General features: G+C 73.4%; 28 protein-coding genes. 15 read left to right on the top strand and 13 right to left on the bottom strand.

Annotated elements, in window-relative coordinates:
• Window positions 1–62: 62 nt before the first annotated feature.
• Together DRB89_RS21460 and DRB89_RS21455 are read left to right on the top strand one after the other, a co-directional pair.
• Window positions 63–965 (top strand): acyl-CoA thioesterase II, encoded by a 903-nt coding sequence (locus DRB89_RS21460; protein WP_112449845.1) that lies wholly within the window; start codon window positions 63–65, stop codon window positions 963–965.
• A gap of 50 nt (window positions 966–1,015) precedes the next feature.
• Window positions 1,016–1,417 (top strand): YchJ family metal-binding protein, encoded by a 402-nt coding sequence (locus tag DRB89_RS21455; protein WP_112449846.1) that lies wholly within the window; start codon window positions 1,016–1,018, stop codon window positions 1,415–1,417.
• Here DRB89_RS21455 and DRB89_RS43075 read toward each other — a convergent pair.
• Window positions 1,381–2,289 (bottom strand): DUF6397 family protein, encoded by a 909-nt coding sequence (locus DRB89_RS43075; protein ID WP_162688676.1) that lies wholly within the window; start codon window positions 2,287–2,289, stop codon window positions 1,381–1,383. The two genes, DRB89_RS21455 and DRB89_RS43075, sit on opposite strands and share 37 nt — an antisense overlap.
• Window positions 2,290–2,386: 97 nt before the next feature.
• The gene (locus DRB89_RS21445; RefSeq protein ID WP_112449847.1) at window positions 2,387–2,785 is read right to left on the bottom strand and encodes a roadblock/LC7 domain-containing protein; all 399 of its coding nucleotides are present in this window, start codon (window positions 2,783–2,785) and stop codon (window positions 2,387–2,389) included.
• A gap of 106 nt (window positions 2,786–2,891) precedes the next feature.
• Here DRB89_RS21445 and DRB89_RS21440 point away from each other — a divergent pair, with 106 nt between their 5' ends.
• Window positions 2,892–3,329: a PPOX class F420-dependent oxidoreductase gene (locus DRB89_RS21440; RefSeq protein WP_112449848.1), complete on the top strand. Its 438-nt coding sequence runs from the start codon at window positions 2,892–2,894 to the stop codon at window positions 3,327–3,329.
• Between the two features lie 50 nt (window positions 3,330–3,379).
• Here DRB89_RS21440 and DRB89_RS21435 read toward each other — a convergent pair whose 3' ends face one another.
• From DRB89_RS21435 to DRB89_RS21420, 4 genes are read right to left on the bottom strand one after another with little or no spacing between them, the layout of a single operon-like run.
• Complete coding sequence (locus DRB89_RS21435) at window positions 3,380–4,018, bottom strand: ATP/GTP-binding protein (protein ID WP_112449849.1); 639 nt, start codon at window positions 4,016–4,018, stop codon at window positions 3,380–3,382.
• Window positions 4,018–4,398, bottom strand: coding sequence for a DUF742 domain-containing protein (locus DRB89_RS21430; protein WP_112449850.1), 381 nt, complete (start codon window positions 4,396–4,398; stop codon window positions 4,018–4,020). Before DRB89_RS21430 ends, DRB89_RS21435 begins: the two co-directional genes overlap by 1 nt.
• 17 nt (window positions 4,399–4,415) lie before the next feature.
• Complete coding sequence (locus DRB89_RS21425; protein ID WP_112449851.1) at window positions 4,416–4,859, bottom strand: roadblock/LC7 domain-containing protein; 444 nt, start codon at window positions 4,857–4,859, stop codon at window positions 4,416–4,418.
• A complete protein-coding gene (locus DRB89_RS21420) occupies window positions 4,859–5,605 on the bottom strand; it encodes a hypothetical protein (RefSeq protein ID WP_112463388.1) in 747 nt (248 codons plus the stop codon). Before DRB89_RS21420 ends, DRB89_RS21425 begins: the two co-directional genes overlap by 1 nt.
• Before the next feature lie 32 nt (window positions 5,606–5,637).
• Here DRB89_RS21420 and DRB89_RS21415 point away from each other — a divergent pair, with 32 nt between their 5' ends.
• From DRB89_RS21415 to DRB89_RS21405, 3 genes are all read left to right on the top strand, one after another.
• Window positions 5,638–6,783 (top strand): alpha/beta hydrolase, encoded by a 1,146-nt coding sequence (locus DRB89_RS21415; protein WP_112450951.1) that lies wholly within the window; start codon window positions 5,638–5,640, stop codon window positions 6,781–6,783.
• A 127-nt stretch (window positions 6,784–6,910) separates the two neighbouring features.
• A complete protein-coding gene (locus tag DRB89_RS21410) occupies window positions 6,911–7,357 on the top strand; it encodes an SRPBCC domain-containing protein (RefSeq protein ID WP_112450950.1) in 447 nt (148 codons plus the stop codon).
• Window positions 7,354–7,710, top strand: coding sequence for a metalloregulator ArsR/SmtB family transcription factor (locus tag DRB89_RS21405; RefSeq protein ID WP_112463387.1), 357 nt, complete (start codon window positions 7,354–7,356; stop codon window positions 7,708–7,710). The genes DRB89_RS21410 and DRB89_RS21405 overlap by 4 nt, the downstream gene beginning before the upstream one ends.
• 46 nt (window positions 7,711–7,756) lie before the next feature.
• On the opposite strand, the gene DRB89_RS21400 is transcribed toward DRB89_RS21405, so the two are convergent.
• The gene (locus DRB89_RS21400) at window positions 7,757–9,256 is read right to left on the bottom strand and encodes a hypothetical protein (protein ID WP_112463386.1); all 1,500 of its coding nucleotides are present in this window, start codon (window positions 9,254–9,256) and stop codon (window positions 7,757–7,759) included.
• Window positions 9,257–9,393: 137 nt separating this feature from the next.
• On the opposite strand from DRB89_RS21400, the gene DRB89_RS21395 reads away from it, so the two are divergent.
• The 4 genes from DRB89_RS21395 to DRB89_RS21380 all read left to right on the top strand — a co-directional run bounded on the left by DRB89_RS21395 (window position 9,394) and on the right by DRB89_RS21380 (window position 13,867).
• A complete protein-coding gene (locus DRB89_RS21395; RefSeq protein ID WP_162688675.1) occupies window positions 9,394–10,209 on the top strand; it encodes a class I SAM-dependent methyltransferase in 816 nt (271 codons plus the stop codon).
• A 211-nt stretch (window positions 10,210–10,420) separates the two neighbouring features.
• The gene (locus DRB89_RS21390; protein WP_112450946.1) at window positions 10,421–10,813 is read left to right on the top strand and encodes a hypothetical protein; all 393 of its coding nucleotides are present in this window, start codon (window positions 10,421–10,423) and stop codon (window positions 10,811–10,813) included.
• 121 nt (window positions 10,814–10,934) lie between these two features.
• Window positions 10,935–12,254: a neocarzinostatin apoprotein domain-containing protein gene (locus DRB89_RS21385; RefSeq protein WP_112450945.1), complete on the top strand. Its 1,320-nt coding sequence runs from the start codon at window positions 10,935–10,937 to the stop codon at window positions 12,252–12,254.
• Between the two features lie 197 nt (window positions 12,255–12,451).
• Window positions 12,452–13,867 (top strand): Ig-like domain-containing protein, encoded by a 1,416-nt coding sequence (locus DRB89_RS21380; RefSeq protein ID WP_239516272.1) that lies wholly within the window; start codon window positions 12,452–12,454, stop codon window positions 13,865–13,867.
• 464 nt (window positions 13,868–14,331) lie between these two features.
• Here DRB89_RS21380 and DRB89_RS21375 read toward each other — a convergent pair whose 3' ends face one another.
• Together DRB89_RS21375 and DRB89_RS21370 are read right to left on the bottom strand one after the other, a co-directional pair.
• Window positions 14,332–14,844, bottom strand: coding sequence for a hypothetical protein (locus DRB89_RS21375; RefSeq protein WP_112450944.1), 513 nt, complete (start codon window positions 14,842–14,844; stop codon window positions 14,332–14,334).
• A gap of 128 nt (window positions 14,845–14,972) precedes the next feature.
• Window positions 14,973–15,365 (bottom strand): hypothetical protein, encoded by a 393-nt coding sequence (locus tag DRB89_RS21370; RefSeq protein ID WP_112450943.1) that lies wholly within the window; start codon window positions 15,363–15,365, stop codon window positions 14,973–14,975.
• Between the two features lie 234 nt (window positions 15,366–15,599).
• Here DRB89_RS21370 and DRB89_RS21365 point away from each other — a divergent pair, with 234 nt between their 5' ends.
• The 4 genes from DRB89_RS21365 to DRB89_RS21350 are packed head-to-tail and all read left to right on the top strand — an operon-like array spanning window position 15,600 to window position 19,943.
• The gene (locus DRB89_RS21365; protein WP_162688674.1) at window positions 15,600–16,121 is read left to right on the top strand and encodes a hypothetical protein; all 522 of its coding nucleotides are present in this window, start codon (window positions 15,600–15,602) and stop codon (window positions 16,119–16,121) included.
• Entirely contained in the window at window positions 16,118–17,935 is a 1,818-nt protein-coding gene (locus DRB89_RS21360; RefSeq protein WP_112450941.1) for a peptidoglycan-binding domain-containing protein, read from the top strand. The genes DRB89_RS21365 and DRB89_RS21360 overlap by 4 nt, the downstream gene beginning before the upstream one ends.
• Window positions 17,932–18,666, top strand: coding sequence for an ABC transporter ATP-binding protein (locus tag DRB89_RS21355; protein ID WP_112450940.1), 735 nt, complete (start codon window positions 17,932–17,934; stop codon window positions 18,664–18,666). The genes DRB89_RS21360 and DRB89_RS21355 overlap by 4 nt, the downstream gene beginning before the upstream one ends.
• Window positions 18,663–19,943: an ABC transporter permease gene (locus DRB89_RS21350; RefSeq protein WP_112450939.1), complete on the top strand. Its 1,281-nt coding sequence runs from the start codon at window positions 18,663–18,665 to the stop codon at window positions 19,941–19,943. The genes DRB89_RS21355 and DRB89_RS21350 overlap by 4 nt, the downstream gene beginning before the upstream one ends.
• 18 nt (window positions 19,944–19,961) lie before the next feature.
• On the opposite strand, the gene fxsT is transcribed toward DRB89_RS21350, so the two are convergent.
• From fxsT to DRB89_RS21335, 3 genes are all read right to left on the bottom strand, one after another.
• Window positions 19,962–22,304: an FxSxx-COOH system tetratricopeptide repeat protein gene (gene fxsT, locus DRB89_RS21345; protein WP_112463385.1), complete on the bottom strand. Its 2,343-nt coding sequence runs from the start codon at window positions 22,302–22,304 to the stop codon at window positions 19,962–19,964.
• Window positions 22,301–22,705, bottom strand: coding sequence for a hypothetical protein (locus DRB89_RS43070; protein WP_162688673.1), 405 nt, complete (start codon window positions 22,703–22,705; stop codon window positions 22,301–22,303). Before DRB89_RS43070 ends, fxsT begins: the two co-directional genes overlap by 4 nt.
• Window positions 22,706–22,947: 242 nt before the next feature.
• Window positions 22,948–24,168, bottom strand: coding sequence for a helix-turn-helix domain-containing protein (locus DRB89_RS21335; RefSeq protein WP_112463384.1), 1,221 nt, complete (start codon window positions 24,166–24,168; stop codon window positions 22,948–22,950).
• A 130-nt stretch (window positions 24,169–24,298) separates the two neighbouring features.
• On the opposite strand from DRB89_RS21335, the gene DRB89_RS21330 reads away from it, so the two are divergent.
• Window positions 24,299–25,186: an alpha/beta fold hydrolase gene (locus DRB89_RS21330; RefSeq protein WP_112452405.1), complete on the top strand. Its 888-nt coding sequence runs from the start codon at window positions 24,299–24,301 to the stop codon at window positions 25,184–25,186.
• A gap of 37 nt (window positions 25,187–25,223) precedes the next feature.
• Here DRB89_RS21330 and DRB89_RS21325 read toward each other — a convergent pair whose 3' ends face one another.
• Window positions 25,224–26,186, bottom strand: a complete 963-nt coding sequence (locus DRB89_RS21325) for an aldo/keto reductase (protein ID WP_239516271.1) — start codon at window positions 26,184–26,186, stop codon at window positions 25,224–25,226.
• Window positions 26,187–26,193 lie beyond the last annotated feature (7 nt).

Raw genomic sequence — 26,193 nt, 5'->3', positions numbered from 1 at the left:
GGCCCTGCCCGCAACCGACCGGCGCCACCGTGGCCGCCGGGCCCGACAGTGGAGATCCTCTGATGACGAACCCCGCCGAGAGGCTGGTCGATCTGCTCGACCTGGAGCAGATCGAGGTCAACATCTTCCGGGGCGCGAGCCCCCAGGAGTCCCTCCAGCGCGTCTTCGGCGGCCAGGTCGCCGGCCAGGCGCTGGTGGCGGCCGGCCGCACCACCGAGAGCGACCGGCCCGTCCACTCCCTCCACGCGTACTTCCTGCGCCCCGGCATCCCCGGGGTGCCGATCGTGTACCAGGTGGAGCGGGTGCGCGACGGGCGCTCCTTCACCACGCGCCGGGTCACCGCGGTCCAGCAGGGCAAGACCATCTTCAATCTGACCGCCTCCTTCCATCACCCGGAGGAGGGCAGCATCGAGCACCAGCTGCCTCCCCGCCTCGACTTCCCGCACCCGGACACGCTCCCGAAGGTCGTGGACGAGATCCGCGAGCACCTGGGCGCACTGCCCGAGGCGCTGGAGCGGATGGCCCGCCGCCAGCCCTTCGACATCCGCTACGTGGACCGGCTCCGCTGGACCCCCGAGCAGCTCAAGGACGCCGATCCGCGCAGCGCGGTGTGGATGCGCGCCGTCGGCCCGCTGGGCGACGACCCGCTCGTGCACACCTGCGCCCTCACCTACGCCAGTGACATGACCCTCCTCGACGCCGTGCGCATCCCCGTGGAGCCCCTGTGGGGCATGCGCGGTTTCGACATGGCCTCCCTGGACCACGCCATGTGGTTCCACCGGCCCTTCCGGACGGACGAGTGGTTCCTGTACGACCAGGAGTCGCCCATCGCGCACGGTGGCCGGGGCCTGGCGCGCGGCCGCATCTACGACCTCGAGGGCAGGCTGCTGGTCTCCGTGGTCCAGGAGGGTCTCTTCCGGCCGTACGGCGCGAAGGACGGCACGCCGGCCGTGTCGCCGCAGTAGACCGGATCACCGCAGCCGTCCGACCCGTTCCCGAAGAACTGAGTGCACCCATGCCCACCCCGGCCCTCCCCTGTCCCTGCGGGCTGCCCGCCGCCTACCCGGAGTGCTGCGGCCGCTTCCACTCCGGTGAGCGGCAGGCGCCCACCGCCGAGCTGCTGATGCGGTCCCGGTTCAGCGCTTTCGCCGTCGGCGACACCGCCCATCTCCTGCGCTCCTGGCACCCTTCGACCCGGCCGGGCGCTCTCGATCTCGATCCCGGCCAGCGCTGGGAGCGGCTGGACATCCTGGCGACCGAGCGCGGCGGGATGTTCGAGACGGAGGGCTCGGTGGAGTTCCGGGCGCACTACCGCGAGGGCCGGCACACCGGCTCGCTGCACGAGCACAGCGCCTTCTCCCGCGTGGACGGGGCCTGGGTCTACGTCGGCCCCCTCTCACCCGTCGACTTCGACTGACCCCGGGCGCCGGTCAGGGCGAAGTCCAGGCTGGTGCGGTACCGGCCGGTCTCGTCCGGCGGCTCCGCGCACAGCAGCCGCGACGCCACGGCGGCCGCCGCCGGGACCTGGGGATGCCCGTAGGGCGGGGGCGGGGCGAGCGCGGCGAGCACGATCCGCTCCGCCGGATCGGGCACGGCCTCCCGGACCTCCTCCTCCGGGAGCACCGAGGCCAGCACGGCCGCCCGCTCCCAGGGGTCGGCGGTGCGGCCGAGCAGCAGCCCGACGTGCCGCTCGCGCCAGCGCCTCGGGCGGAGATCCGTCCCGGCCTCCATCAGCTCCCGGTCCGCCGGCGGCGCGCTCCCGCGCAGCATCCCCGGCTCCCGGGCCGCGAAGTCCCGTAGCTCCGAGGCCAGATAGAGCCACACCACCGCCCGGTAGCGGTTGATCCGGTATCCCACCGGAGCGATGTGCCCACAGCGCGCGAGCCGGGTGAACCGGCTCGGGCCCACTCCCAGCGCGGCGGCCGCAGCCTCCGCCCCCGCCACCGTCTCCACCCGCTCGAGCAGCGCCCGCGGGAATTCCCCGGCCGACCGGACCCGGTCGAGCTCGGTCCTGGTGAAGCGCGCGGATCCGCCGGGCCCGGGCGGACCGGCGCGCACGATGCCCAGCTGGACGGCACGGGCGAACTCGGCCCGGCCCAGCCCCAGTTCCCCCGCGGCCTGCCCACCGCCCAGCAGTCCGTCGACCGCTCCCGCCCGCGCCGCCGGCACCGCCCGCGTCGTGTGCTTCGCGTGCGTCGCGTGCGTCGCGTGCTTCGCGTGCGTCGCGTGCGTCGCGTGCGTCGCGTGCGTCGCGTGCGCCATGTTCGTCGTGTTCGTCATGTACGTCATTACGCTCTCCCCACCAGAAGTGATTACTGTGTGTGAAGACCGTAACCGAGCGCGACGACATCCCGCGGAGCCTGTGGACAACCCGCGAAATGCCTGGTCAGCCGCCTGTGATCCGTCGTTCCGCGACACCCAGGTGCTCGCCCACCCGGTTCACCAGCAGGGTCATCTCGTACGCCACGTGACCGATGTCGGCCTCGGCGGCGCTCAGAACGCACAGGCAACTGCCCGCGCCCGCCGCCATGACGAAGAGGACCCCCTCGTCGTACTCCACCATCGTCTGGCGCACCTCGCCCGCCCTGAAGTGCCGTCCCGAGCCCTTCGCCAGGCTCTGCAGGCCCGCCGCGACAGCCGCCAGGTGCTCCGCGTCCTCCCGTGCCAGCCCCGCGCTCGCGCCCGTCACCAGGCCGTCGTTGGAGAGCACCACGGCGTGCCGGACCTGCTGCACCCGCCGCGTCAAGTCGTCCAGCAGCCAGTCGAGCTGCTTGTCCAGCGCCATATCAAGTCCCTCCCCGTCGACGCGGCCGACACGGCCGCGCCCCACCCCGCGTACTCGTCCCGCCAGCCTTCCCCACCAGGGGCTTTCCGGCAAGGAGGATGGACCCATGGTGAAGAAGATGACTCAAGAGGAATGGCGGGAGTTCGTCTCCCATGCCACCCGCACCGGAAAGCTCGCCACCGTCCGCGAGGACGGAAGCCCCCACATCGCTCCCATCTGGTTCGTTCTCGACGGGGATTCCTTCCTGTTCAACACCGGGAAGGACACCGTCAAGGGGCGCAATCTGGCCCGTGACGGCCGCGTCTCGCTCTGCGTGGACGACGAGCGCCCGCCGTTCTCCTACGTCGTCCTCCAGGGCCGCGCCGAGATCACCGACCACGCGGACGACCCCGACGGGCTCCTCGCCTGGGCGACCAGGATCGGCTCCCGCTACATGGGGCAGGAGCGCGCCGAGGCCTTCGGCCGCCGCAACGCCGTGCCCGGCGAACTCCTCGTCCGCGTCCGCATCGACAAGGTGATCTCGGCGGCCGACATCGCGGACTGAGGCCCCGCCCGAGTCCGGGCGCGAGTCCGAGTCCACGCCCGCAGGCCGGTTCACACCGAATCGGCCTGCGGCTCCACCGATTCCAGCAGCCGCGCCGTGTGCACCCGCCCCGCGTACTCCACGAGCCGGATCAGCACTTCCTTTCCCGAGTCCTTGTCCCGCGCGTCGCACAGGACCACCGGTGTCCCCTGATCCAGGTCCAGCGCCCGCGACACCTCGTGGGCCCCGTACCGCCTGGCGCTCGTGAAGCAGTTCACGGCCACCACGAAGGGGATCCGCCGGTGTTCGAAGTAGTCCACCGCCGGGAAGCAGTCCTCCAGCCGCCGCGTGTCGGCGAGCACCACCGCGCCCAGCGCGCCCTGCGACAACTCGTCCCACAGGAACCAGAAGCGGTCCTGCCCCGGCGTCCCGAACAGGTACAGCGACAGCCCGGACCTGATGGTGATCCGCCCGAAGTCCATGGCCACCGTCGTCGTCGTCTTCTGGTCGACCCCGCCCGTGTCGTCGACCAGCTCCCCCGCCTCGCTGAGCAGTTCCTCCGTCCGCAGCGGCCGGATCTCGCTGACCGCGCCGACCAGCGTGGTCTTGCCCACGCCGAAGCCGCCCGCCACGAGTATCTTCAGCGCGAGCGCGGCCAGTTCCTCTCCGCCCTCGGCGGCCGGCGCCGCCCCGTTGTCCTGCAGTCCCATCACAGCGCTCGCAATCCCTCGATGACTTCACGCAGAATCCGCTCGTCCGGCAGCTGCGCCGGCGGCACCGGCCGGCTGACCTTGACGTGCCCGGCCTCCAGCAGGTCCCCGAGCAGCACCCGCACCACGCCCACGGGCAGGTCCGCGTCCGCCGCGAGCTCCGCCACCGACTGGGTCTCGTCGCGGCACAGGCCGAGCAGCGCCCGGTGTTCCGGGCCCAGCAGCGACTCGGACACCTCGTCCGTCCCCGCCGGGTCCACGACGACCAGCGCGATCAGGTCGAAGCGGACCCCGTGGGGTCCCGGCTTCGTGCGCCCGCCGGTCATGGCGTACGGACGGACGAGCGGGCCCGCGTCGGCGTCGTACCACTGGCCGTTCATGCTCAAGGCCGCCGCCTTCAACCGGCGGCCGGCGGGCGCGCCGCGAACCGGGCCGGGGTGTACAGGTGCTCGCCGACCCGCTTGACCAGCCGGGCCATCTCGTACGCGATGAGCCCCATGTCGGCTCCCGCCCCGCTGAGCACGGCCAGACAGGAGCCGTCGCCCGCGGCGGCCACGAAGAGGTATCCCTCGTCCATCTCCACCATCGTCTGGCGCACGCCCCCGGCGTGGAAGTGCCGGCCCGCGCCCTTGGCCAGGCTGTGGAAGCCGGAGGCCACCGCCGCCAGGTGTTCGGCGTCCTCCCGGCTGAGCGCGCTGGAGGCGCCCACCGCCAGGCCGTCGTTGGACAGGACCACCGCGTGCCGGACCTCGCGGACCCGGACCACGAGGTCGTCCAGCAGCCAGTCCAGCTCGCCGGACCTGCGGACCCCGTCGAGGTCGATCCTCTGGTGCTCGATCATCACCGTTCTCCTTCGCCTTCACTGCCTGCGTGGGGGGAGTTGTCGTGGGCACCGGCCCGGGTGCCGCGCACCCAGCCGGCCCGGTACGCCGCCATCCGGTCCCGCGCCTGTTCGGGGCTGCGCCCGGGCGGGTCCCCGGGCCCCCGCACACCGGCCGGGGCCTTGGGTTCGGGCGCTTCGCGCAGCTGCGGGACGAGGCTCGCCTGCCGGACCCGGCGCGGCAGTTCGGTGACGGAGCCGGCCGGACCCGCCGGACCCGCCGGACCCGCCGGGCCCACCGCGCCGCCCACAGCGGCCGTACCGGAGACGGAGGCCGCCCCCGGGACGGGCGTACGGGGGACCCCGCCGCCGGATCCGCGCGGCCGGAGCGCGGCCACCGGGGCCGGGCGGGGCTCCTCCTCCCGTGCCGGATCGCGCTCCGCGGCCGGGAGCCCGCGCGCGTCGTCCCGTACGACGCTCATGGCCGGGGACTGCGTCTGGGGGTGGGCCGAGACCCCGGTGCGGTCGTTGGGGTGTGTGGATGTCCCGTCGGCGTTGACGTCGCGCACGCCCGGCGGGGGCAGGCCGCCCCCGGCCAGCGCCCCGGGCAGCGCCGCCTCCGCGTCCTCCCCGCCGGGGGAGGGGGCGCGCGGGTGGTGGGGGCCCGGGGTGCGGCCGGCTCCGGCGAGGTGCGGGTGGCCGCGCCGCCCGCGGGCCGGACGGTCTAGGCAGAATGGTCCAGACCTTCTAGGGTGAGCCCCCGTCATCTTCCGCCGCACGCAGTCCTCTTGGGGTTTCGATGGTCACGCGCAGGTCCCTCCTGGTCATCGCCGGCATCGGCGCCGGGGCGATCGCCCTGCCCTCCGCACCCGCGCGGGCCGCCCAGACCGCCGGGCGGGTCATCGACCTCCCCGCCCCCACTTCCCGGCAGCCGGTGGGCACCGTCGACCTGCACCTGGTCGACCGCGACCGCGACGATCCGCTCGCGCCGGACCGCAGGCCGCGCGAGCTGATGGTGCAGCTCTGGTACCCGGCGCTCACCACCGCCGGCCACCGCCGGGCCCCGTACACCACGGGCGCGGTGGCCGCCTCGCTGGAGGCCGGCCTGCCGCTGAGGCCGGGCACCCTGGCGGCCGTACGCCCGCACGCCCGGACCGGCGCTCCGGCCGTGCCGGGGGCGCTGCCGCTGGTGCTCCTCGGGCACGGACGCAAGGGCGGGCGGAGCAACTGCACCGCCCTGGCCGAGGAACTCGCCTCGTACGGCTACCTGGTCGCGGCCCTCGACCACACCTACGACGCGGCGGTGGTGGAGTTCCCCGGCGGGCGGGCCGTCCACAGCGTGCTGCCCGAGGAGTCCGACGACTGGGACCGCCAGGAACGGCTCGAGATAGCCGCCCGGGTCGGCGACCTCCGGTTCGTCGCCACGACCCTGACCCGCCGGCGCCACGGGCCCCGCGCGGACCCCCGCCGGATCGGGGTCGCCGGTCACTCCATGGGCGGGGCCGCCGCCGCCGAACTCCTGCGGGTGGACGAGCGGTTCGCCGTCGGAGTCAACCTCGACGGAGCCCTGTTCGGCTCCCCCGTGGCCGATCTCGGGCTGGACCGGCCGTACCTGCTGCTCACCGCACTGGAGGACCACGACACCTGGCGGCGCTGGCGCGAGCACCAGCGCGGCTGGGGCCGCCAGTTGAGGGCGGGCGGCACCGGGCACCTGACCTTCACCGATCTGCCGCACTTCGCCGTTCCGGGCGGCCTGGCGGAGGCCTGGCCGGCCGACCTGTACGCCGAACTGCTCGGCACCCTGGCTCCGGCCCGCTCGACCGAGCTGATCCGGACCTACACCCGCCTGTGCTTCGACCGGTTCCTGAAGGGCCGGCCCTCTCCCCTGCTCAACAGCCCTTCCCCGCGCTACCCGGAGGTCGACTTCCGCTGGACCCGCGGCTGACCGCTGACGCCGGACCCGGGCGCGCGACCGCCACGCCGCCGAGCTCGCGCAACCCACAGGTTGCGCGAGCTCGAATGACGTGCAACTCTGGAGTTGCATCCAATCGCGGCGACGAAGGAGTCACCTGATGAGCACGGATCGGATCGAGCGCGAAACACTGATCGAAGCGTCCCTGGAGCGGGTCTGGTCCCTGGTGGCCGAGCCCGGTTTCTGGGTCGCCGACGAAGGAAGCGTGGCGGGCACCGTGGCCAAGGAAGGCGAGTCACTCGTGGCGCGCAACGCCGAGTACGGCGACTTCCCGGTGCGCGTGGAGAAGGTCGACCCGCCGACGTACCTCGCCTACCGGTGGGCCAGCGCGTTCCCCGGACAGGAGCTGCGCGAGGACAACAGCACCCTGGTGGAGTTCAGCCTGAGCAGGGAGGGCGACAAGACGCGGCTGCGCGTCGTCGAGAGCGGGTTCGCGGCGCTGGCCGGCTCCGAGGAGCTGCGCGGCAAGGCGCTGAAGGACAACACCGGCGGCTGGCCGCAGGTGCTCGCCGCCTTCGCGAAGCGCGCCGAACAGCCGCCCGCGTGACGGAGGAACGGCCCGGCACCGGCGCGGAGGTGGACAACGTCCTCTCCGCGCTGGCCGACCCGACGCGGCGCAAGCTGCTCGACCTGCTCGCCGCCCGGGGCGAGGTGACGGCGACGACGCTCGCCGAGGACCTCCCCGTCTCCCGGCAAGCGGTGGTCAAGCACCTCACCGTCCTGGACGCCGCCGGACTCGTTTCCGGCAACCGGGTCGGGCGCGAGGTCCGGTACACGGTGCGGCCCGCGGCCCTGGACGCGACGGCGCGGTGGATGGCCACGCTCGCCGCCGACTGGGACCGGCGCCTCGCGGCCGTCAAGCGCCTCGCCGAGACGGCCGAACGGGCGCCGGACCGGTAACGGCCCCGGGCCGTACGGGTGCCGCGCGGGCCTGCCGCCGCGCGGCTCACCCGGTCAGCGGCACCGCCGCGGCCAGCCGGCCGCCCGCCGGGAAGTACAGCCGGTCCAGCCGGGCCGTGTGCGGCCACTCGCGCACGCGGTGGAAACACAGGTCGCTCGGGATCGGCACCTCCCGCAGGTCGGCCGCGTGCGCGCCGTCGGGGAGATCGGCGGCCGCGGCCGCCAGCAGCGGATCGGCCGAGGAAGCCCATGCGACGGCGGGCGCCGGCCGCGGCCACGGCTCGCCGGTGTTCGGGAACAGCCATCCCCCGCCGCCGGAGACCCGCAGGACGGCGGCCGGGCCGGTCGCGGCGGCGGATGCCGCGGTCGCGGCCTCCTGCCGGGCCCGCCGCGCGAAGGCGAGCAGCAGGGCCGGCAGCGACTCGGCGACCAGTTTGAGTTCGGGCCACTCCCGGAGCTCCGCCGGTTCGGCGGGGACGGAGACCACGTACCCCCACCGGCCCGTCGCCGGGTCGATGCGGACCTGCGCGAGCGCACGCCCGCGCCCGTGGCGGATCTCGGCGAGCGGCCAGTACGTGCCGTCCCCGCCCAGGATCCGGTGGAGCTCGGGGTCCACGGCGAGTTCGGGAGCGCCGGGCAGCAGGCGCAGCGGGGGCAGCCCCGTGACGGTGACCCCGCCGATCTCCCGGAGCAGCACCCGGATGTCCTCGGGGACCGTGACGGGCCAGGCGTCCAGGGCGGATTCCGTGCAACCGGCGTCGAGCACGACGAACTCCGGGTGGCGGTCGGCCAGTTCGCGCAGTTCGGCCACCGCGCGGTGTGCGGCGTCCGCGGGCAGGGCGGGGCGGCGCACCGGGCGGCCGAGGAAGTCCCCGCTGACGACGGACCGCAGGAGCAGCGCCCGGCCGCCTCCGGCCAGGCTGATCAGGACGTCGCTGCTGCCGGTGTCGGCCGTGCCCCAGGAGGTGGAGAAGTACGGCTCCCAGGCCACGCCGCACGGGTAGTCGGGCAGTTCGCGCAGGTCGACCACATCGGTGAGCGGATCCCCCCGCCCGACGAGTGCGGCGAGCTCCGCGTCCCCGCCCTCGGCCACGCCGACGCTCGGGACGGCGTCGACGAAGACCCGCGCCGCGGGGGGCTGCGAGCCGTCGGCGAGACGGACCGCGAGGGCGGCCAGCCAGTCGAGGAACTCCGGTGCCTCGACGGTGACTTCCCGGTCGTCCTGCCGGTGGGGATACAGGGACACGACCGGCCCCCAGTCCCCCGTCCCGACGCCGACGACCAGCGAGCCCTCACCGAAGTCGAGGTCGCCGAGCGTCCAGTAGCCGTCCGCGAAGACCTGCCGGCCGCGCGGTCCGAACGCGTACTGCTCGTCCTCCGTTTCCACCCCGCCGATCTCCCGCAGCACGGCCCGCGGCCCGTCCGGCACCTCCACCGGCCAGGAGTCCAGTTCGGCGTCCGTGAACCCGTCGAGCAGCTCGACCTCGTCCGGCCGCTCCCGCGCCAGTTCCCGCAACGCGCGGATCACCACTGCCGCGTCGGTCATCGCCCACACCTCTTGCCTCGTATCGTGCCGGTCCTGTTCACGGCCGCCGGGTCCCCCGGCCGGTCGCACCGGGCACCGTACATCGCCTCCGTGTCGTAGCGCGCCGTCCGGGCCGTCCTGGCCCGATAGTGGGGAGCGTGAACGACTGGCCAGAAGGAACCGGGCAAGCCGGTGCGGGCGGCGGGGACGCCGCGGGTGCGCGGGAGCACGTCGCGTGGTCCGGGCGGGATGGCGCGCAGGCCTTCGCCGCCGTGGAGGCGGCCACGGACTGGCTGCTCGGGTACCCGTTCGTCTTCCGGGCCCTGGCCCGGAAGATCGACAGCGGGCACGTCCTGGTGGACTACGGCTGCGGGCCGGGCAAGGTGGCCGACCACGCGGCCCGGCTGCTCGGAGCGCGGGTACTGGGCGTGGACACCTCGCCCGAGATGCTGGCGCTGGCCCGCGGCTCCGGAACGGCCGTGGCCGAATTCCACTTGGTCGACGGCGACCGCACTGTCTGCCTCCCGGACGGCGGCGCCGACGCGGTGATGTGCAATCACGTACTGGCGTCCCTGCCGACCGAGGCGGCGGTGCTCTCGGTGTTCCGGGAGATCCATCGGCTCCTGCGGCCCGGAGCCCCGCTCGTGCTGCTGGCCACCGATCCCGCGTGCAGCGGCACGGAGTACGCCTCACTGCGCATCGGCGAGCCGGGCTGGGAGTACGGCCCGGGCGACGCGCTGGCCGTACGGCTCCGGCGTTCGGACGGAACCTGGCAGGAGATGGCCAACCACGCGTGGCCCGTGGACGCCTGTCCGCCCCTGCTGGAGCGTGCCGGATTCCGGAACGTCGTTCAGCACCGGCCGACGGTGGAGGAGGCGTTCGGTGTGGTCGACGCGGAATTCGCCGCCAGTCGCACGTGGTCGGCGGAGCGGGCGAACCCGCCGCTGGTGATCACGACGGCATTCGCGGTCTGACGGTTTTGGCTGTCTTGGGTGTCTTCGCTGTCCGGCGGTCTTGACTGTCCGGCGGAATTCACGGTCTGACACCACCGACCGAGGGCCCGTATTCACCGGCGCAGGGGTGATGACGGTTCCATCATGACAGGTCAGACGGTGTTTTCGTAGGACTGACGGCACATCCGATTTCTCTTGTTCGGGGCCCTGTCCAGATCTCAGAATCTCCGTCATGAACTCCTCTTCGCACATCAATCACAACGCCGTGCTGCGAGCCCGGGTGGCTCTCCTCGCATCGTGGGAGCTGCTCGCCAAGGAGGAAGTCGCGGCCTACCGCGTGCTGGTCGACGTGAGTCCGCTCGCCTATCTGCCCCGCCTCGCCGTGGCGCTGCGGGAGTACAGCCGCCAGGAATTCTCCGGGGACCCGCGGACGGCTCTGGCCCTGCACGCCGAGTCCGTTGCGGCGGCCCGGCGCATGTGCGCGCTGGAACCCGAACGGACCGACCTGCTCGTCGACGCGCTGGTCCACTACCGGGAGCGGCTGGTCCTGATGGGCCGGCACGCGGAGGTCCCCGCGGTGGACAGGGAGATCTCCCTCGCCGGGGGATCGGCGGACTCCGCCTGATCGGCCCGGCCTCTCCTCCCGCACGGCCGGCTGGCCAAAAAGGCGGGCTGGCGAGGGACGGCCCGCGCCGTTGAGGATGCTCCCCCGGCCGGGCGGGCCGGCCGGGGGAAGGCGGGGGCCGATGGAATCAGGGCGCAAGGGGCCGCGGGGCGGCCGGTCCGGGGTGCTGGTGCGCGGTGCGCTCGCGCTGGCGCTGGCCTGCGCGGGGATCGCGGCGGGTCCCGGGGCGGCCCGGGCGGCCGGTCCCGGCTCCGTCGCGTGCGCCGCCGATCCCGGCACCGTTGATCCCGGCGCCGCCGATCCCGGCGCTCGGGGCCCGGCCGGCGCGGCCGTACCGGGAAGCCTGGTCTCGGTGGACCGCCGCGACGGCCGGATCAGCCAGGTGCGGCTCTTCTCCGCCGCCGCGGGCCCGGCGCACCCGGGCTTCGCATGGCACCGGGAGCAGGTCGCGCCGGACGGTCCGTACGGGCCGTGGCGGCGGGTGGGCGACACGGCCGCGAGCCCGGGGAGCGGACCCGTCAGCGCGGCCGAGAACGCGGCGGGCGATCTGGAGGTGTGGTTCACCTCCGGCGGTTCCCTCTGCCACACCGTGCGGAAGGCGGGCGCGGACGACTGGAGCGCGCCGGAGGGCATCGGGCCCGCGTCGGCCACCACCCCCGGTGGGGGCCGGTTCCGGCCGAAATCGGTGGAACGAGCACCGGACGCCGCCTCCACCGCCTCCACCAGCTCCACCGGCCCGGCGCGCCTGGAGGTCGAGCGGACCGCGGGGCTGCTGGACGGGGACATCGTCACGTTCACGATCGCGGGCGGCCCGCCCAAGGCGTACGTGTGGGTCAAGCAGTGCGGCCCCTCGGCCTCGGCGGCCACCTGCGACGATGCCACGGGCCGCCAGTTCCGCGTCCTTCCGGACGGCACCTACCGGCCCTCGCCGAAGAAGCTCTACGCACGACTCGGTGCGCCCGCGGGGGACTTCGACTGCCGCACGGCATCCGCCGGCGGTTCCTGCACCCTGGCCCTGACGGACAACGACGGGGCCGTGCTCGCCTCCGTCCCGCTGCGCTTCCGCCCGCACGGCGGCCCGGAGGCGCCGCCCACCCTGCGCGTGCACCCGGCCGAGGAACTGGTTGACGGACAGACGGTGCGCGCGACGGGCAAGGGGTACGAGCCCCGGTACCACTCCCTGGTCATGCAGTGCGCCGCCGGCTCCTCCGACACCCTCGGCTGCCGCCCCCGCAGCAGGCCGCCGGCGACCACCGACGACGGGCGGGTCGACGAGGAGGTCGCCCTGTCGTCGGCCTTCACCTCCATCGACGGCCGGGCCGTCGACTGCCGCGCGACGGGCGCCTGCGAACTGGTGGTCTTCGGCACCCGCGTCCGCGGCCCCGAAACCGTCCGCCACTCCCTGTCCTTCGCCCCGGTGGCGGTCCGGTCCTCGCCCTGACGATCCGGTCGCTCGTTTGCTCCGTACGAGTTCTCTTCGGTGCCCGTTCGGCCCCACGGGCCGAGTTCATGATCATCAGGATGCCCGGAAATCGTTTTGATGCTGCCATCCGGCCGAAGGCGATCTGGGAGGGCTGCGTGACGATGATGCCGTCGACACACCGCGTACGACTGAGGCGACAGGGCAGGACGTGGAGCGTGGCCGGGGCGTTGGCCGGGGCGCTGCTCGTCGTCGCCGCGGCGCCCCAGCCCGATGACGAGCAGAGGAGCGGAGGCGGCGCGGCGGCCTCCGTGGAGCTGCTGGTCGGCCGGGTCCTGGACAAGGGCGGTCGGCGGTGCGCGGTGGAGGCCTTGCGGGCCGAACTGTGCGGCGGGCTGGAACAGCGCCTGGTGCGGGCCACCGCGCGCGGGGCGGGCTCCGTGGTGCGCGACCCCTCTTCCGGCGGCGCCGCCCGTGCGGCGGCGCCCACGGTCGTGCTGCCCACCGATGCCGCCAGCCCCCTCGAGATCACCCTCGCCGGGCCGGGCCTGCTCACGTACGTGACCGTCCACGACGGCCACGGGCGGTACGTGGGCGGCGCCCTCGGGGCCCGGGGCCACCGCTGGGCGAACACCGAGCCGTTGCGGGCCGGAGAGACCTACACGGTCCGGGTCGGCGCCCAGGACGCGGCGGGCACCCCGGTCGGTGTGACCATGGCGTTCCGGACCGCGCCGGCGACCGAGGACGGCAGGCTCACCGTCGAGTTCGGGCCGAAGCCCGGCGTCTACGGCGCGGGGCAGATCGTGACGGCCTCCCTCAGTCACCCGGTCCCCGCCGCGGATCCGGCCGCGCGGGCCCGGCTGGAGCGGGCGCTGCAGGTCACCTCGGAGCCCGCGGTCGAGGGGGCCTGGCACTGGGTCGACGACTCGACGCTGCACTACCGGCCCCGCTCGTACTGGCCCGCCCACACCGTGGTGAGCGTGCTCAGCGGTCTCGACGGGGTCGAAGTCGCGGACCGGGAGTTCGGCGGGGCCTCGGAGCCCCTGCGGTTCACCATCGGGGAGCGGATCGAGGCGGTCACCGACGCCGCCGCGCACGAGATGACCGTACGGCGCAACGGCACGGTCCTGCGGACGATCCCGGTGACCACCGGGAAGGCCGGGTTCCTGACGCGCAGCGGGGTCAAGGTCGTCCTGGGCAAGGAGTACAAGGTCCGGATGCGCGGGGACACCGTGGGAATCAAGCGCGGCACGAGCGAGTTCTACGACCTGCCCGTCTTCTACGCGACCCGGGTGACGTGGAGCGGCGAGTACGTGCACGCCGCGCCCTGGTCGGTCGAGGCCCAGGGCGAGGAGAACGTCAGCCACGGCTGCACGGGCATGAGCACGGCGGACGCGGCCTGGTTCTTCAACACCGTCCGGGAGGGGGACGTGGTGTCGGTGGTGAACAGCGGTGGGGAGCGGATGACGCCTTTCGACAACGGATTCGGCGACTGGAACCTCGATTGGGCGGCGTGGCGGGCCGGCAGCGCCCTGAGCGCAGCCTCCGCTGAATCCCCGCTCGCGCCCGCTTCCCCGTACGCGTCCGACCGGGCCTCCGCGCACGGTCCGTCCAGGCTGCGTCCGCTGACGTGAGGAATTCCCCGCCGGGGCCGCGGCATTGACCTTTCCGAAGGAGTGGACTGGCGAATCCGATAAACGGTGCACGACGTTCTTCGACATATGCCAGATTCTCCGCCGGGCGCCCCCGTGTCCCGATCCCTTCCTGTTCGGCCTGATGGCCTGTGGTCCGTCCAACCAGGAGATCGCCGAACAGCTGTAAAGTCACCACCGCACCGTGAAGTTCCACATGGAGAACATGCGGATCAAATGGGGGTGACCTTTCGCGTCTCCAGATCTGTATCCTCTCGGTTCACCATCGCATCGGGGCCCGTCCCGCCGGACACCGCTGAGCCACTCGGGCTCCGGAGCCGATCCGGCTCCGGAGCCGATCGAGCACCACGCCGATCAGGCTCCCGAACCGGTCAGCGTGGCGGCCAGCCGCATCCGCTCCTCGTGCTGCTTCTTCGCCAGGTCCAGCATCTCGGCGTTCTGCTCGATCACCGCGGACCGTTCAGTTCCGCTGCCTTCAGGCCCAGTTGGCTCGGCGCCTTCAGCGGATCGTCCACCTGGCTCTTCGGCCCGGGCTTGGACATGTCGGCCTCGGGACCGGCGAGAATCAGCCGCTCATTGGGGCCCATGGGCGGCTGCGGGGGCTTCTCCTTGGCGATCCGCGGGTTCGCGTGCCCGTACCGCGCGGCGTCGGACTCGCTGGAGACGCCGAAATGGAGGAACTCGTCCGCCGTGGCGGCCGGATCCGCCTTCTGCCGCTGCTCGTACCGGAGTCCGTAGCGCTTCATGCACTGGTCGATCAGGATGTCCTGGGCCACGTCGAGCACGGCGTGCTGCTGGGGTGTCGACAGATGGCCGGCGAGCGGGTAGAGGAGGTCCTTGCTTTCCAACTGGATCCGGGCGGCCTCCGCGGCCGGCTCCTTTCCGCCTCCGCCCCCGCCGTCACCCGCGTCCGAACAGCCGGAGAGCAGCAGCACGAGCATCGTGGCGGAAACGGTCATTGCGGTCGGCACGGGACGTGGCGAGAACATGGTGACTCCGTTGGGGGAACGTCTACGATACGTGAATGGCTGCTCCGCCCGGCGCTTACGGGCGGAGCAGCCATGTTCACGTGTGGGGCCCGACCGGATCAGACGTTGCAGTACGCCGAGGAAAGCTGGTCCCAGTACGGGGAAGGGAGATTGCCCTTGGCGCCCGCGTTGACGTAGGCGCCGTAGCCGTACCAGTCGGTGTGCACGGACCAGCGCTTGGTGTCCTGGTTCGAGTAGGACTCGGTCCAGTCGTTCGTCGTGTGCCCGGAGCAGCTGCGGGAGCCCACGAAGCAGTCGTTCTGGAAGTCCTCGTCCGTGACGTACGGGTCGAAGACCGAGTTGCTCTGGCCTTCCTGGCAGAACAGGCCGATCTCGCCCGAGGTGAGCCAGCCGTCCTTGCCCGCCGCCGAGGCCGTTCCGGCGCTCACGCCGACGGCGGCGAGCACCAGGCCGGCGGCCGCGAGGGTACGCAGAGAGTTGCGGATGCTCATCGAGCAGTCCTTTCCCTTGGCCGTCAGAGAGTTGCTGTCGACCGGAGGACGTCGGCTCGAAACTCATGCCCCCCGGCTGCTGAGGAATCAACCATCTCAACTGACCTGCCACACCTGCCCCTTGGGACAGGGCGCCGAGGATCGAAGCTGATCTATGGTTCCCACGAGGCACGGTCGAAGCCCTGCCCTGGCTCCGTTCCGGATTCCGGTCGGGGCATTGTTAAGGAGTTTGCCATGGCACTTCGACGCGCACGCGCGGTGGTTGTCGTTCCCGCGCCGCTGTCCCTCACCCTGCTTCTCGCGGGGTGCTCCGGCGGTGACGCCTTACCCTCCGGCGGTACGGAGACCGGGACTTCGTCCGCGGGCGCGGTTCCGTCCTCGCCCGCGGAGAGGGACGAGGCCGATCCGCGCCAGGCGGACTGCTTCCGCTGCGTGGAGGACGAGGGCGTGCCGATGCGCGACACCGGCTCCGGGGTGCGGGTCGTCGACGAGTCCAAGGCCGACCCGGCCAAGGTGCAAAAGGCCGAGCGGGCCTGCGAGAGCCGGCGGGCCGTCCCGACCGCGGGCCCCGAACAGCTTTCGAAGGCACGGAAGTTCACTGAGTGCATGCGCGCGAAGGGCTTCCCCGACTTCCCCGATCCCGATCCGCGCACGGGGCGGCACGACCTGGGCGGGATGGACCTCAAGGGCTCCGCCAAGGACCCCGCCGCGCTCCAGGAGTGCGGCGGCACGCCGGGTGGGAAGGTCACCGGATGAGCGGCGGTCCCACGCGCTCCGGGAGCCCGGGACGGACCGGGGAGCCTGCCGACGAAACCTCGTACGAGCCCGCCCACGAGCCCGCAAACGGGTCCGCACACGAGTCCGCACACGGGTCCGTCGAAGGACCTGGCGGGGCAGCGGCCGACGGCGCGTCCGGCGGCCTGGGCCGCCGGCGCAAGTGGGTGGCCGCGGTCGTCGGCGGGGCCGTGCTGCTCGCCGGCGCGGGCGTGGCCGCCTCCCTGGTCATCAAGTCCCCGGCCCAGACCGCCGCCGACGCGGCCCCGCCGCCCCTCGACGTACTCGTCGCGCGCGTGGAGAAGCGCGTCCTGCGCGACACCGTCATCGTCCGCGGCACGGTCAGCGCCGCCCAGAGCACCCAGGTCATCCCGGCGGTGGCGGGCGCGGAGGGGGCGAGCGCGCCCGTGGTCACCAAGGCCCCCGTCCGCCAGGGCGACCGGATAGACGCCGGGAAGGTCCTGCTGGAGGTCTCCGGCCGGCCGGTGTTCGCCCTCCCCGGCAGCCTGCCGGTCTACCGCGACCTCAAACCGGGCGCCACCGGCGACGACGTCAAGCAGCTCCAGAAGGCCCTCGCCGGTCTCGGCCACCCCGTCGGCGGCGACCCGGCCGGCACCTTCGGGGCCGGGACCAAGACCGCCCTGACCGCCTTCTACACCTCGATCGGCTACGACCCGGTGCCGGCCGTGGCCGACCGGGGCGAGGCGGTCTCCGCCGCCGAGGACGCCGTCACCGCCGCCGCGCGCTCCCTGGAGGACGCGCGCGCCTCCGCGGCCCGGGCCGACGCCCCGGCCACCTCGAGCGCCGGTACGGAGGGCACCGGTACGGAGGGGGGCGCCGCGAACGGCAAGGCCTCCGCCGGCGCGTCGGCCGGCAAGTCCGGCGGCTCCGGCGGCTCCGGCGGCTCCGGCGGCTCCGGCGGCCAGGACGCGGCCCGCGCCGTGTCCCGCGCCGAGGAGGACCTGCGCAAGGCGCAGAAGCGGCGCGGCGACGCGAAGGCGGCCGCCGGGCCCATGCTGCCGGCCGGCGAGGTGGTGTTCCTGGAGTCCTTCCCCGGCCGCGCCGACTCCGTCTCCGTGCACCCCGGTTCGCCGGTCAGCGGCAGCGCGATGTCCCTCTCGGCGGGGGCCCTCGTCGTGCGCGGACACCTCCAGGAACACCAGCGGGGCCTGGTCCGCCCGGGCCAGAAGGTCGAGGTCCTCTCCGAGCTCAGCGGGGTCACCGCGGCCGCCGAGGTGCTGTCCGTCGCGGACACCGCGCAGGCGGAGCAGCCGTCCGGGCAGAGCGGTACGGGAACCGCCACCGGCGGCGGCCAAGGGCAGCAGGCGCCCGCTCCCTCGGCCGCCACCGGGTACGCGCTGGTCGTACGCCCGCTGCAGACGCTCGACGCCAAACTCGTCGGGCAGGACGTACGGCTGACCGTGGAGGCCGCCGCGACCGACGGCGACGCCCTGGTCGTCCCGGTGTCGGCCGTCTCGGCCGGCGCGGACGGCCGTACGACGGTGACCGTCGTCGACGGTACGGGGACCCAGCGCCGGATCGAAGTGCGCCCGGGCACCACGGGTGACGGGTACGTGGAGGTCAAGCCGGTCGGCGACGGGCAGCTCGCGGAGGGGAACAACGTGGTCACGGGCGTCAACCCGGGTGCCGCCGGCAAGACCGGGAAGGGCGACGGCGGCAAGGACGGCGGGGACAAGAGCGGCGGCGCCAAGGGCAGCGGCGGCAAGGCCGCCGGAGCCGCAGCCGGAGCCGGGTCCGTCCGCGAGGCTTCGGCGGCGGGGGTGGTGGCGGCATGACCTCCACGCCCACCGCCACGCCCACCACCGCGCCCACCACCGCGTCCGCCGTGCCGCCCGTCATCGAGTTCCGCCAGGTGGGACTGACGTACCCCGGTCCGCCGCCCGTCGCCGCCTTCCGGCCGTGCGATCTCACCGTGCGGCGCGGCGAGTTCGTGACCGTCGTCGGCCCCTCCGGCTCGGGCAAGTCGACCTTCCTGAACATCGTCGGGCTGCTCGACGCCCCCACCAGCGGCAGCTACCTGCTGGACGGCATCGACACCGGCGCCCTCGGCGACGGCGACCGGACCGCGCTGCGCGGCCGCCGCGTCGGTTTCGTGTTCCAGTCCTTCCACCTGTTGCCCCACCGCTCGGCCCTGGAGAACGTGAGCCTGGCCATGCTGTACAACGGCGTGCCCCGGCGCGAACGGCCCGGCCGCGCCCGCGAAGCCCTGGACCGCGTCGGCCTCGCCCACCGTGTCGACTCCGTCCCCGGACGGCTGTCCGGCGGCGAGCGGCAGCGGGTCGCGATCGCCCGGGCCCTGGTGGCCCGGCCCTCGCTGCTGCTGTGCGACGAGCCCACGGGCAACCTCGACTCCGCCAACGCCGAGACCGTGCTCGCGCTCCTCGACGAGCTCCACGGTGAGGGAATGAGCGTCGTGGTCATCACCCACGACCAGGAGGTCGCCGCCCACGGCGGCCGCACCGTGGCGATCCGCGACGGCGTCCTGCGGGAGCAGGTGCGGGCATGAGGTTCCGGCTCCCGGCACGGCTCCGCCGCAGGGCGGGGCGCCCTGCGGGCGGCGCGCGCCCGCACGTCGAGCCCTCCCGCTTCGCTCCCCGGGACGTCTTCGGCGAGTCCCTCGCCGGGGTCCTCCAGCGTCCGGCCCGCTCCGCGCTGACCGCCCTCGGCACCGTCCTCGGGGTCGGCACCTTCGTCACGGTCCTCGGCCTGACCGTCACCACCTCGTCCCAGATCGACGGTCGCTTCAACCTGCTCACGGCGACCGAGGTGAGCGTCGAGGACATCGCCTCTTCGCAGAACGAGTTCGCCGGACCCGGCTTCCCGACGGACGCCGACGCCCGGATCGGGCGCCTCGGCGGTGTCCGCCACGCCGGCGTCTACTTCACCGTCCAACTGGACGGCTCCGCCGGTGTCCGGGCCGCGCCGGTCGGCGGGTCCGGGGGCTCGGAGCGGATCGACGTCGTCGCCGCCTCACCGGGTGCGCTGCTGGCCGCCGGGCCGAGGATGTCCGCGGGCCGCCTGTACGACGAGTACCACTCCGGGACCCGGCAGCGGGTGGCCCTCCTCGGCGCGAGCACCGCGGCCCGGCTCGGGATCACCACGCTGGACACCCAGCCGGCCGTCTTCATCGGCGACGAGCCGTTCACCGTCATCGGCATCATCGAGGACGTGGAGCGCAAGGCCGATCTGCTGCTGTCGGTCGTGGTCCCCCGCACGACCGCGGAGGAGGTCTGGGGCACGCCCAAGGGGACCGGTACGACGATGCTGATCTCGACGGCGCCGGGCGCCGCCCAGCAGGTGGCCCGGCTCGCGCCCACCGCGCTGCGGCCGGACCACCCGGAGTACCTGAGGGCCGTACCGCCGCCGGACCCCAAGACCCTTCGGTCGGGGGTCACTTCGGACCTGGAGCAGCTCTTCCTCGTCCTGGCCGGGATCTGCCTGGTCATCGGGGCCGTCGGGATCGCCAACACCACCCTCGTCGCGGTCCTGGAGCGCACCGGGGAGATCGGCCTGCGGCGGGCGCTCGGCGCGCGGGGCCGCCACATCACCGTCCAGTTCCTGGTGGAATCCGGGGCGCTCGGATCGCTCGGCGGGCTGGTGGGCACCTCGCTGGGCACCGCGACCGTGGTGGCCGTGGCCCTCGTGCGCGACTGGACCCCCGTCATCCATCCCGCCACGGTCGCGGCGGCGCCGCTGCTGGGCCTGGTCACCGGGGTCCTGGCCGGCCTCTACCCCGCATGGCGCGCGTCCCGCATCGAACCGGCGGAGGCCCTGCGCCGCTGACCGGCACCGTTGCGGCGGTCAGGCCAGGTGCCGGTAGCGGTGGGCCGCCGAAGAGCCGGTGGCGCGGGCGAGCCGGGCGTCGTCGAGGTTGCCGCGGACGGTCCGGGTGGTCGGGCTGCCGCCGCCCAGGCACCTGAGGGCGCTCGCGAGGGTCTCCTCGTACAGCGGGACGGCCCGGTCCAGGTCCCCCGCCATCTGGTACGCGCCCGCGAGGTTGTTGCGGGAGGCGATGATGTCGGGGTGGTCGCCGCTCAGCACGCGCACCCGGTCGGCGAGGGTCTGTTCGTACAGCGGGACGGCCCGGTCCAGGTCGCCCGCCGACTCGTAGGCGTGCGCGAGGTCGTTGCGGGTGGCGAGCGTGTCGGGGTGGTCGCCGCCCAGCACCCGTTCCCGGTCGGCCAGCGCCCGCTCGAACAGCTCGATGACCCGGTCCAGATCGCCTGTGGACCGGTAGGCGTACGCGAGGTCGTTGCGGGTGGCGAGCGTGTCGGGGTGGTCGCCGCCCAGCACCCGTTCCCGGTCGGCCAGCGCCCGCTCGTGCAGCGGGATGGCCCGGGTGTAGTCCCCCGCCGTCTGCAGGGCGTAGCCGAGGTGGTTCAGCGAGCGCAGGGTGTCGGGGTGGTCGTCGCCGAGCACCGTCTCCCGGTCGGCCAGCGTCTGCTCGAACAGTTCCACTGCCCGGTCCAGATCCCCCGCCAGCTGATGGGTGTAGGCGAGGTAGTGCCGGGTGGTGAGGGTGTCGGGGTGGTCGTCGCCCAGCACCGCTCCCCGGTCGGCCAGTGTCTGCTCGAACAGCTCGACCGCCCGATCCAGCTCCCCCGCCGACCGGTGGACGTAGGCGAGGTGGTTGCGGGTGGCGAGGGTGTCGGGGTGGTCGCGGCCCAGCAGTCGTTCCCTGTCGGCCAACGCGCGCTTGGCGTACACGGCGGCCCGGTTGAGCTGCCCTTGGCCGTTCAGGAAGCAGGACGACTCGTAGAGGAGGACGGCGCTGCTCTCGTCGTCCTGGTCCGGGGTGGTCACGGACATCAGCGCGTCGACGTGCGGAATGAGGGTCTGCCACCGGGACCACCCGCCGACGTTGGTGGTCGGGGCCTCGGGCAGTGCGTGGAGGAGCAGTGCGGTGGCCCGGCCGCGGGCGGTGGCGGTGGCTTCGGGGGCGCGGTGGGGATCGGCGCCGGGGCCGGTCTGCGGGTCCGGGGTGCGGGCGACGGCCTGGACGAGCCGGTGCGTGGCGACGCTCTCCGGCCCCAGGGTGATCATGCTGTGGCTGTAGAGCAGCCCGAGGGCTTCGTCGACCGTCGGCGAGTCCTCCTCGGCGGGGCTTTCGAGGAGGTCGCGGGGGACGTTGTCCGGGGCGAGGAAGGCCAACACGCTCAGCAGGTCCACGGCGTGGGGGTTGGTGAGGGCGATGGTGTCCAGGGTGATGCGCCAGATGCGGGCGATGGTGCGGGCGTGGGCACCGCCTCCGGCGGGGGTGGCGAACATCCGGGCGGGGCGGCTGGCGAGTTGGGCGAGGTAGCGGGCGTGCGTGGTCTGGTTGTGCTGGATGTAGGCGCCGGCCTGTTCCAAGGCCAGGGGGAGGAAGCCGAGTTCGGCGGCAAGGTGCGCGGCGTCCTGCCGGTCCCGCTCGCCGGTCTGGCCGGTGATGTTGATGAGGAGTTCCACGGCGGCGTCGGGAGCAAGCACGTCCAGGGCAATGGGGTGGGTGGTCAAGTGGTGCCATCCAATAGCGCGACGAGTGGTGATCAGATGGTGGCCACCGGCGAGTTGGCCGATGAGCGGGGCGATGTGGTCGGGATGTTCGGCATTGTCCACGATCAACAGCCATCCGGGGTGGGCCTGCAGCCAGCCGGTGGCCCATTGTGCGTGGTGCTCGGTCGTGGTGTCGGGGAGGCTCCTGCGGGCCGGGTGCAGGCGCAGGGCCAGTTCCGCGAGCCCGGTTTCGATCGTGTCGGGGCTCGACGCGGTGAGCCACCACACGAGCGTGTACTGGTCACGGTGGGTATGGGCGTAATGCAGGGCAAGGGTACTCTTTCCGACCCCGCCGAGGCCGTGGACGGCCTGCGTCACGACGGCGGCCGTGCCCCGCATGGCGGCCCACAGTCTCCGCATCTCGTCATCTCGACCAAAAAAGAGGGCACTGGCGGGCAGGGGAAGGTTGTTCAGCCCCGCGGAGGCCGCCACTTCGGCAGGTGACGAGAACGCCTCGCGCGGCAGGATCTGGGTGCGCGCGTCGATGCTCGCCCGGTCACCCGTGCTGATGACCCCGCCGTTCACGCCGGCGGCCACGGACCGCGGACCCGAGGCCCCGCCGGGCTGCGCGGGCGCGGGGGGCTCCAGCCCCGGAACGGGGGCGCTCACCGCTGGACGCGGGCGTTGTCGCCGGTGCTGATGACCCCCGAGCTGTCCCGGACGGCCACGGAGCGTTCGCCGGACGCGGTGATGTTCACACCGGCGCCGCCCAGGAGCCGGACGAGGTCGCCGGCCAGAGTCGGGTCCGCGGCCAGGGCCTCGCGGATCTGGACCCGCAGCGCGGCCTGGACGTCGGGGTCGTGGGGCGATTCCGCCATGTCGTCCAGAGCCTGCCGGATGCCGGGACGGCCGGCTTCCCGGTGCCAGATGCGCTGCAGGATGCGCTGCCCGAGCGTGAGGGTGGCATCCGCGCCGGCATCGGTCGCCCGGGTGAACACGGCCGTGCCGTAGGCGCCGGCCGCGGCGGTGACATAGGGCGTGATCTCATTGGCTATCGTCAGCACGTCCATACTGCCCCCGTCGCAGTGTTACGGCACATCAGATATCGGTGGACCGATGATGCCATCCCGGGGCTTTGCGCGAGAGATATCGGCAATGCCGAATCTGTCCGGACGGATGTGCCGGCCCATACGCGTGAGAAGAAAAGCAACTGCAGTGACGGAACACGACTTGAGGAATTGCTGCCGCCTCATGATGCTGCCGGGGCCGGGGCTTTCAGGAATGGGTTGACGGGTCTATTTGAACGCATCGGTCAGCGTCTGCCCGGGGGCGGGGTGGTTCGGTGGGACGCGTCGTGCGCCGTGAGGGCGGCGGCCAGGTGGCGCGCGTCCGTGGGGTCGGTGGCGTCGCGGCCGGTGAGCAGGCGGATCCGGCCGAGCCGGTAGGTCAGGGTGTTGCGGTGCACGGTGAGGGCGGCGGCCGCCTCGGTGCGGCGGTAGCCCGCGGCGATGAACACCCGCAGGGTGTCGATCAGATGGGGCTGACCGGCGAGGCCGTCCAGGGTGCCGGCCAGCGCGTCCCGGGCGGGGCCCGGCCGCACCAGCTGGTACTCGACGGCGAGATCGGCCAGCCGGTAGAGCCCCGGGGGGCGGCCCAAGTCCTCCGCCAGCGTGAGGACTTCGGACGCCTCCGCCTGCGCACCCGGGATCGCTTCGTGGTCCTCGGCGGTGGCGGCGGCCGCCGTGCAGCGCAGTGCGGCGGCCGCGTCGAGCCGGGCGAGCAGCCGGCGGGTCGCGCCGTCCTGCCCGAGCGGGACGAGCAGCGCTCCCCCGTCGCCCTTGAAGGTGGCCAGCACCTCGGGGTTCCGGTCGAGTTCGGAGCGCACGGCCCGCAGGATGCGGGTCGTCGCGCTCCCGGGGGCCTCCGGGAGCCGCAGGACCACCACTTCGTACCGCTCGGCCAGCGTGCGCCCGTACCGCTCCGCCGCGCGCCGGGCGGGACGGCCGGCGAGCAGCACCCCGGCGAGGTTGCGGCCGTGTTCGCGCTGTTCCCAGTCGAGGTCGGCCTGCTCCCTCAGGTACGCCTCGGCGACCTTGGGCATCACCTCGCCGAGGAAGGCGAGCAGGCCGGTGACCAGGGCGTACGGGTCGGCAGCGGGCTCGGGACCGGCCGTGGCGAGCTCCCAGGCCTGGCGGGCGCCGAGCGGGTAGACCCGTAGCACCGCTTCCAGGGGTACGCCGTCCCGGGCCCGTTCGGCGCCCCAGGCGATGGGCGCGGCCAGTTCGTGTTCGGCCGGCGGGCGCCCTTCGGCGGCGGTGGGGAGGAAGAGCCGCAGCACGGCCTCGGTGTTCGCGATGAGATCGCCGCCGAGGATGCTGTCGGGCAGCAGCCGGTAGGCGGGGATCTCGGTGGTCAGGCGGGAGACGGTGGCCGCGGCGATCTCCGGCACCCGCGGCAGCAGCGAGGCGGCGAACCCCGGCGGGATCCGCCCGCCGGGATCCGGTTCGCGCCCGCGTTCGGCTTTCTCGTCCATTCCCGCATTGTCGCCGTGCACAAACGCGGGTGGAAGCATTCTGCGCGTACCGCCAGGGGACAGCGGCGGCGGGCCGGAGCATTCTGTGCAGTCCGACCAGAGCACCACACCCCCCGTCAGGAGATGTCGTATGGCACACAGCACCCGTGCGTCGCGGACCCGCCGATGGCTCGTCAGGGCGGGGCTCCCGCTCGCGCTGCTGTTCGGCTCCGCCTTCCCGGCACACGCCGCCGCCGACGGCGGAGCCGGCGGCATCAACGACTTCTCCTGCCGGCCCAGCGCCGCGCACCCCGAGCCGGTGGTGCTGCTGCACGGCACCTTCGCGACCTGGTACGAGGACCTCAACTTCCTCCAGGCCGACCTGGCGGCCCGCGGCTACTGCACCTTCGCCCTCACCTACGGCGCCTACGAGGGCTTTCCGCTGGTCGGCGGGTTGAAGCCGGTCGCCGTCTCCAACCTGGAGATCAAGGCGTACGTGGAGAAGGTGCGCGGCGCGACCGGCGCCGCCCAGGTCTCCGTCGTCGGCCACTCCGAAGGCGGCCTCCAGGCCCTCTACCTGGCGAAGATGCAGGGCATCCAGTCCCACATCAAGGCGGTCGTCGCCATCGCGCCCCCCACGCACGGCACCAACGCGGCCGGCCTGCTGGACCTGGGCGACAAGCTGCTCGGACGGCAGACCATGGAGCGGATCGTGACGACGATCGGCATCCCCGTGCTGGCCGACGAGGTGCCGGGCGGTCCCGCCATCCTGGCTCTGAACAACGGCCCGGTGGCCCAGCCCGGGATCTCCTACACCATCATCTCCTCGCGCTACGACGAGCTCGTGACCCCGACCGAGACGGCGTTCGTCCGCGAGCCGGGGGTCAGGAACCAGTACGTGCAGGACTTCTGCCCCTTCGATCCGGTGGGCCACATCGGCGAGGCCTACGACCTCAACGTCTGGCACCTGGTGCGCAACGGCCTCGACCCGCGCCGCGCCACCCCGATCCTGGTGTGCGCGGTCGGCTCGCCGGGCTAGCCGTCTCTCTCGGATCTTGCCTGGCCTGCGGGCCGTCCTACGGGAGCGGCGCGCCCCGGGCCGTCAGCCAGAGCGAGTACCACTCCTCGTGGCTGAGGTCGGGGGCGCGCAGCGCCGCGTCGCGGCAGGCGCGGATGCGGTCCGGGCGGCCGGTGCCGACGACGGGGGCGATCCGGGCCGGATGGCGCTGCAGCCACCACAGCAGGATCGTCTCCGGCGTGGTGTCCTTCGCCTTGGCCAGCGCGATCAGGAGTTCGGCGGTCGCGTGCTCCCGTGCGCTCTCCTGCCGTCCGGTGAAGCGGCCTTGGGCGAGTGCTCCCCAGGCCTGGAGGCGGACGCCGTTGGCCACGCAGTACTCGACGGTGCCGGCCGGGAAGCCGACGGAGGCCGCTGCCGGGGTGTTGACGAGGACTCCGTCCTCGAGCCAGTCGCGCCGGTCCAGGCTCATTTCCAGCTGGTTGGCGACGAGCGGGAAGTCCAGGTGGCGTTGCAGGTGGGCGCTCTGCGCCGCGTTCATGTTGGAGACGCCGAACTCCCTGACCAGGCCTTGGCTCCGCAGCGAGGTGAGGGCGCGGGCCGTCTCGGCCGGATCGGCCAGCGGATCGGGCCGGTGCAGCAACAGGACGTCGATGACGTCGGTGCGCAGCCGGGTGAGGCTCTCCTCCACGCGGCGGGTGACGGTGTCCCCGCGCAGGTCGTAGATGCCGGGGCGCTCGCCGTCGGCGAGGCGGATCCCGCACTTGGTCTGGAGCGTGACGCGCTCTCGCAGGCCGGGTGTGCGGGCGAGCACCTCACCGAAGACGGCTTCCGCCTTTCCGTGCCGGTAGATGTCGGCGTGGTCGAACATGGTGATGCCGCTGTCGAGGGCGGCCTGGATGGCCGCCTCGGCGTCGTCGATGTCCTCGGGCCGGTACGGGCCGGGCTCCCAGCTCCCGCCGAGGGCCATGCAGCCGTATATCAACCGGGTTTCGCCTGTCACTGATGCGGTGGTCGTCGCCATGCGTCCA

It is taken from the genome of Streptomyces sp. ICC4 (genome assembly GCF_003287915.1).
GTDB lineage: Bacteria > Actinomycetota > Actinomycetes > Streptomycetales > Streptomycetaceae > Streptomyces > Streptomyces tritrimontium.
Note: the sequence above shows the minus strand (reverse complement) of the source record. Positions and strands in the feature narration are given on the sequence as shown.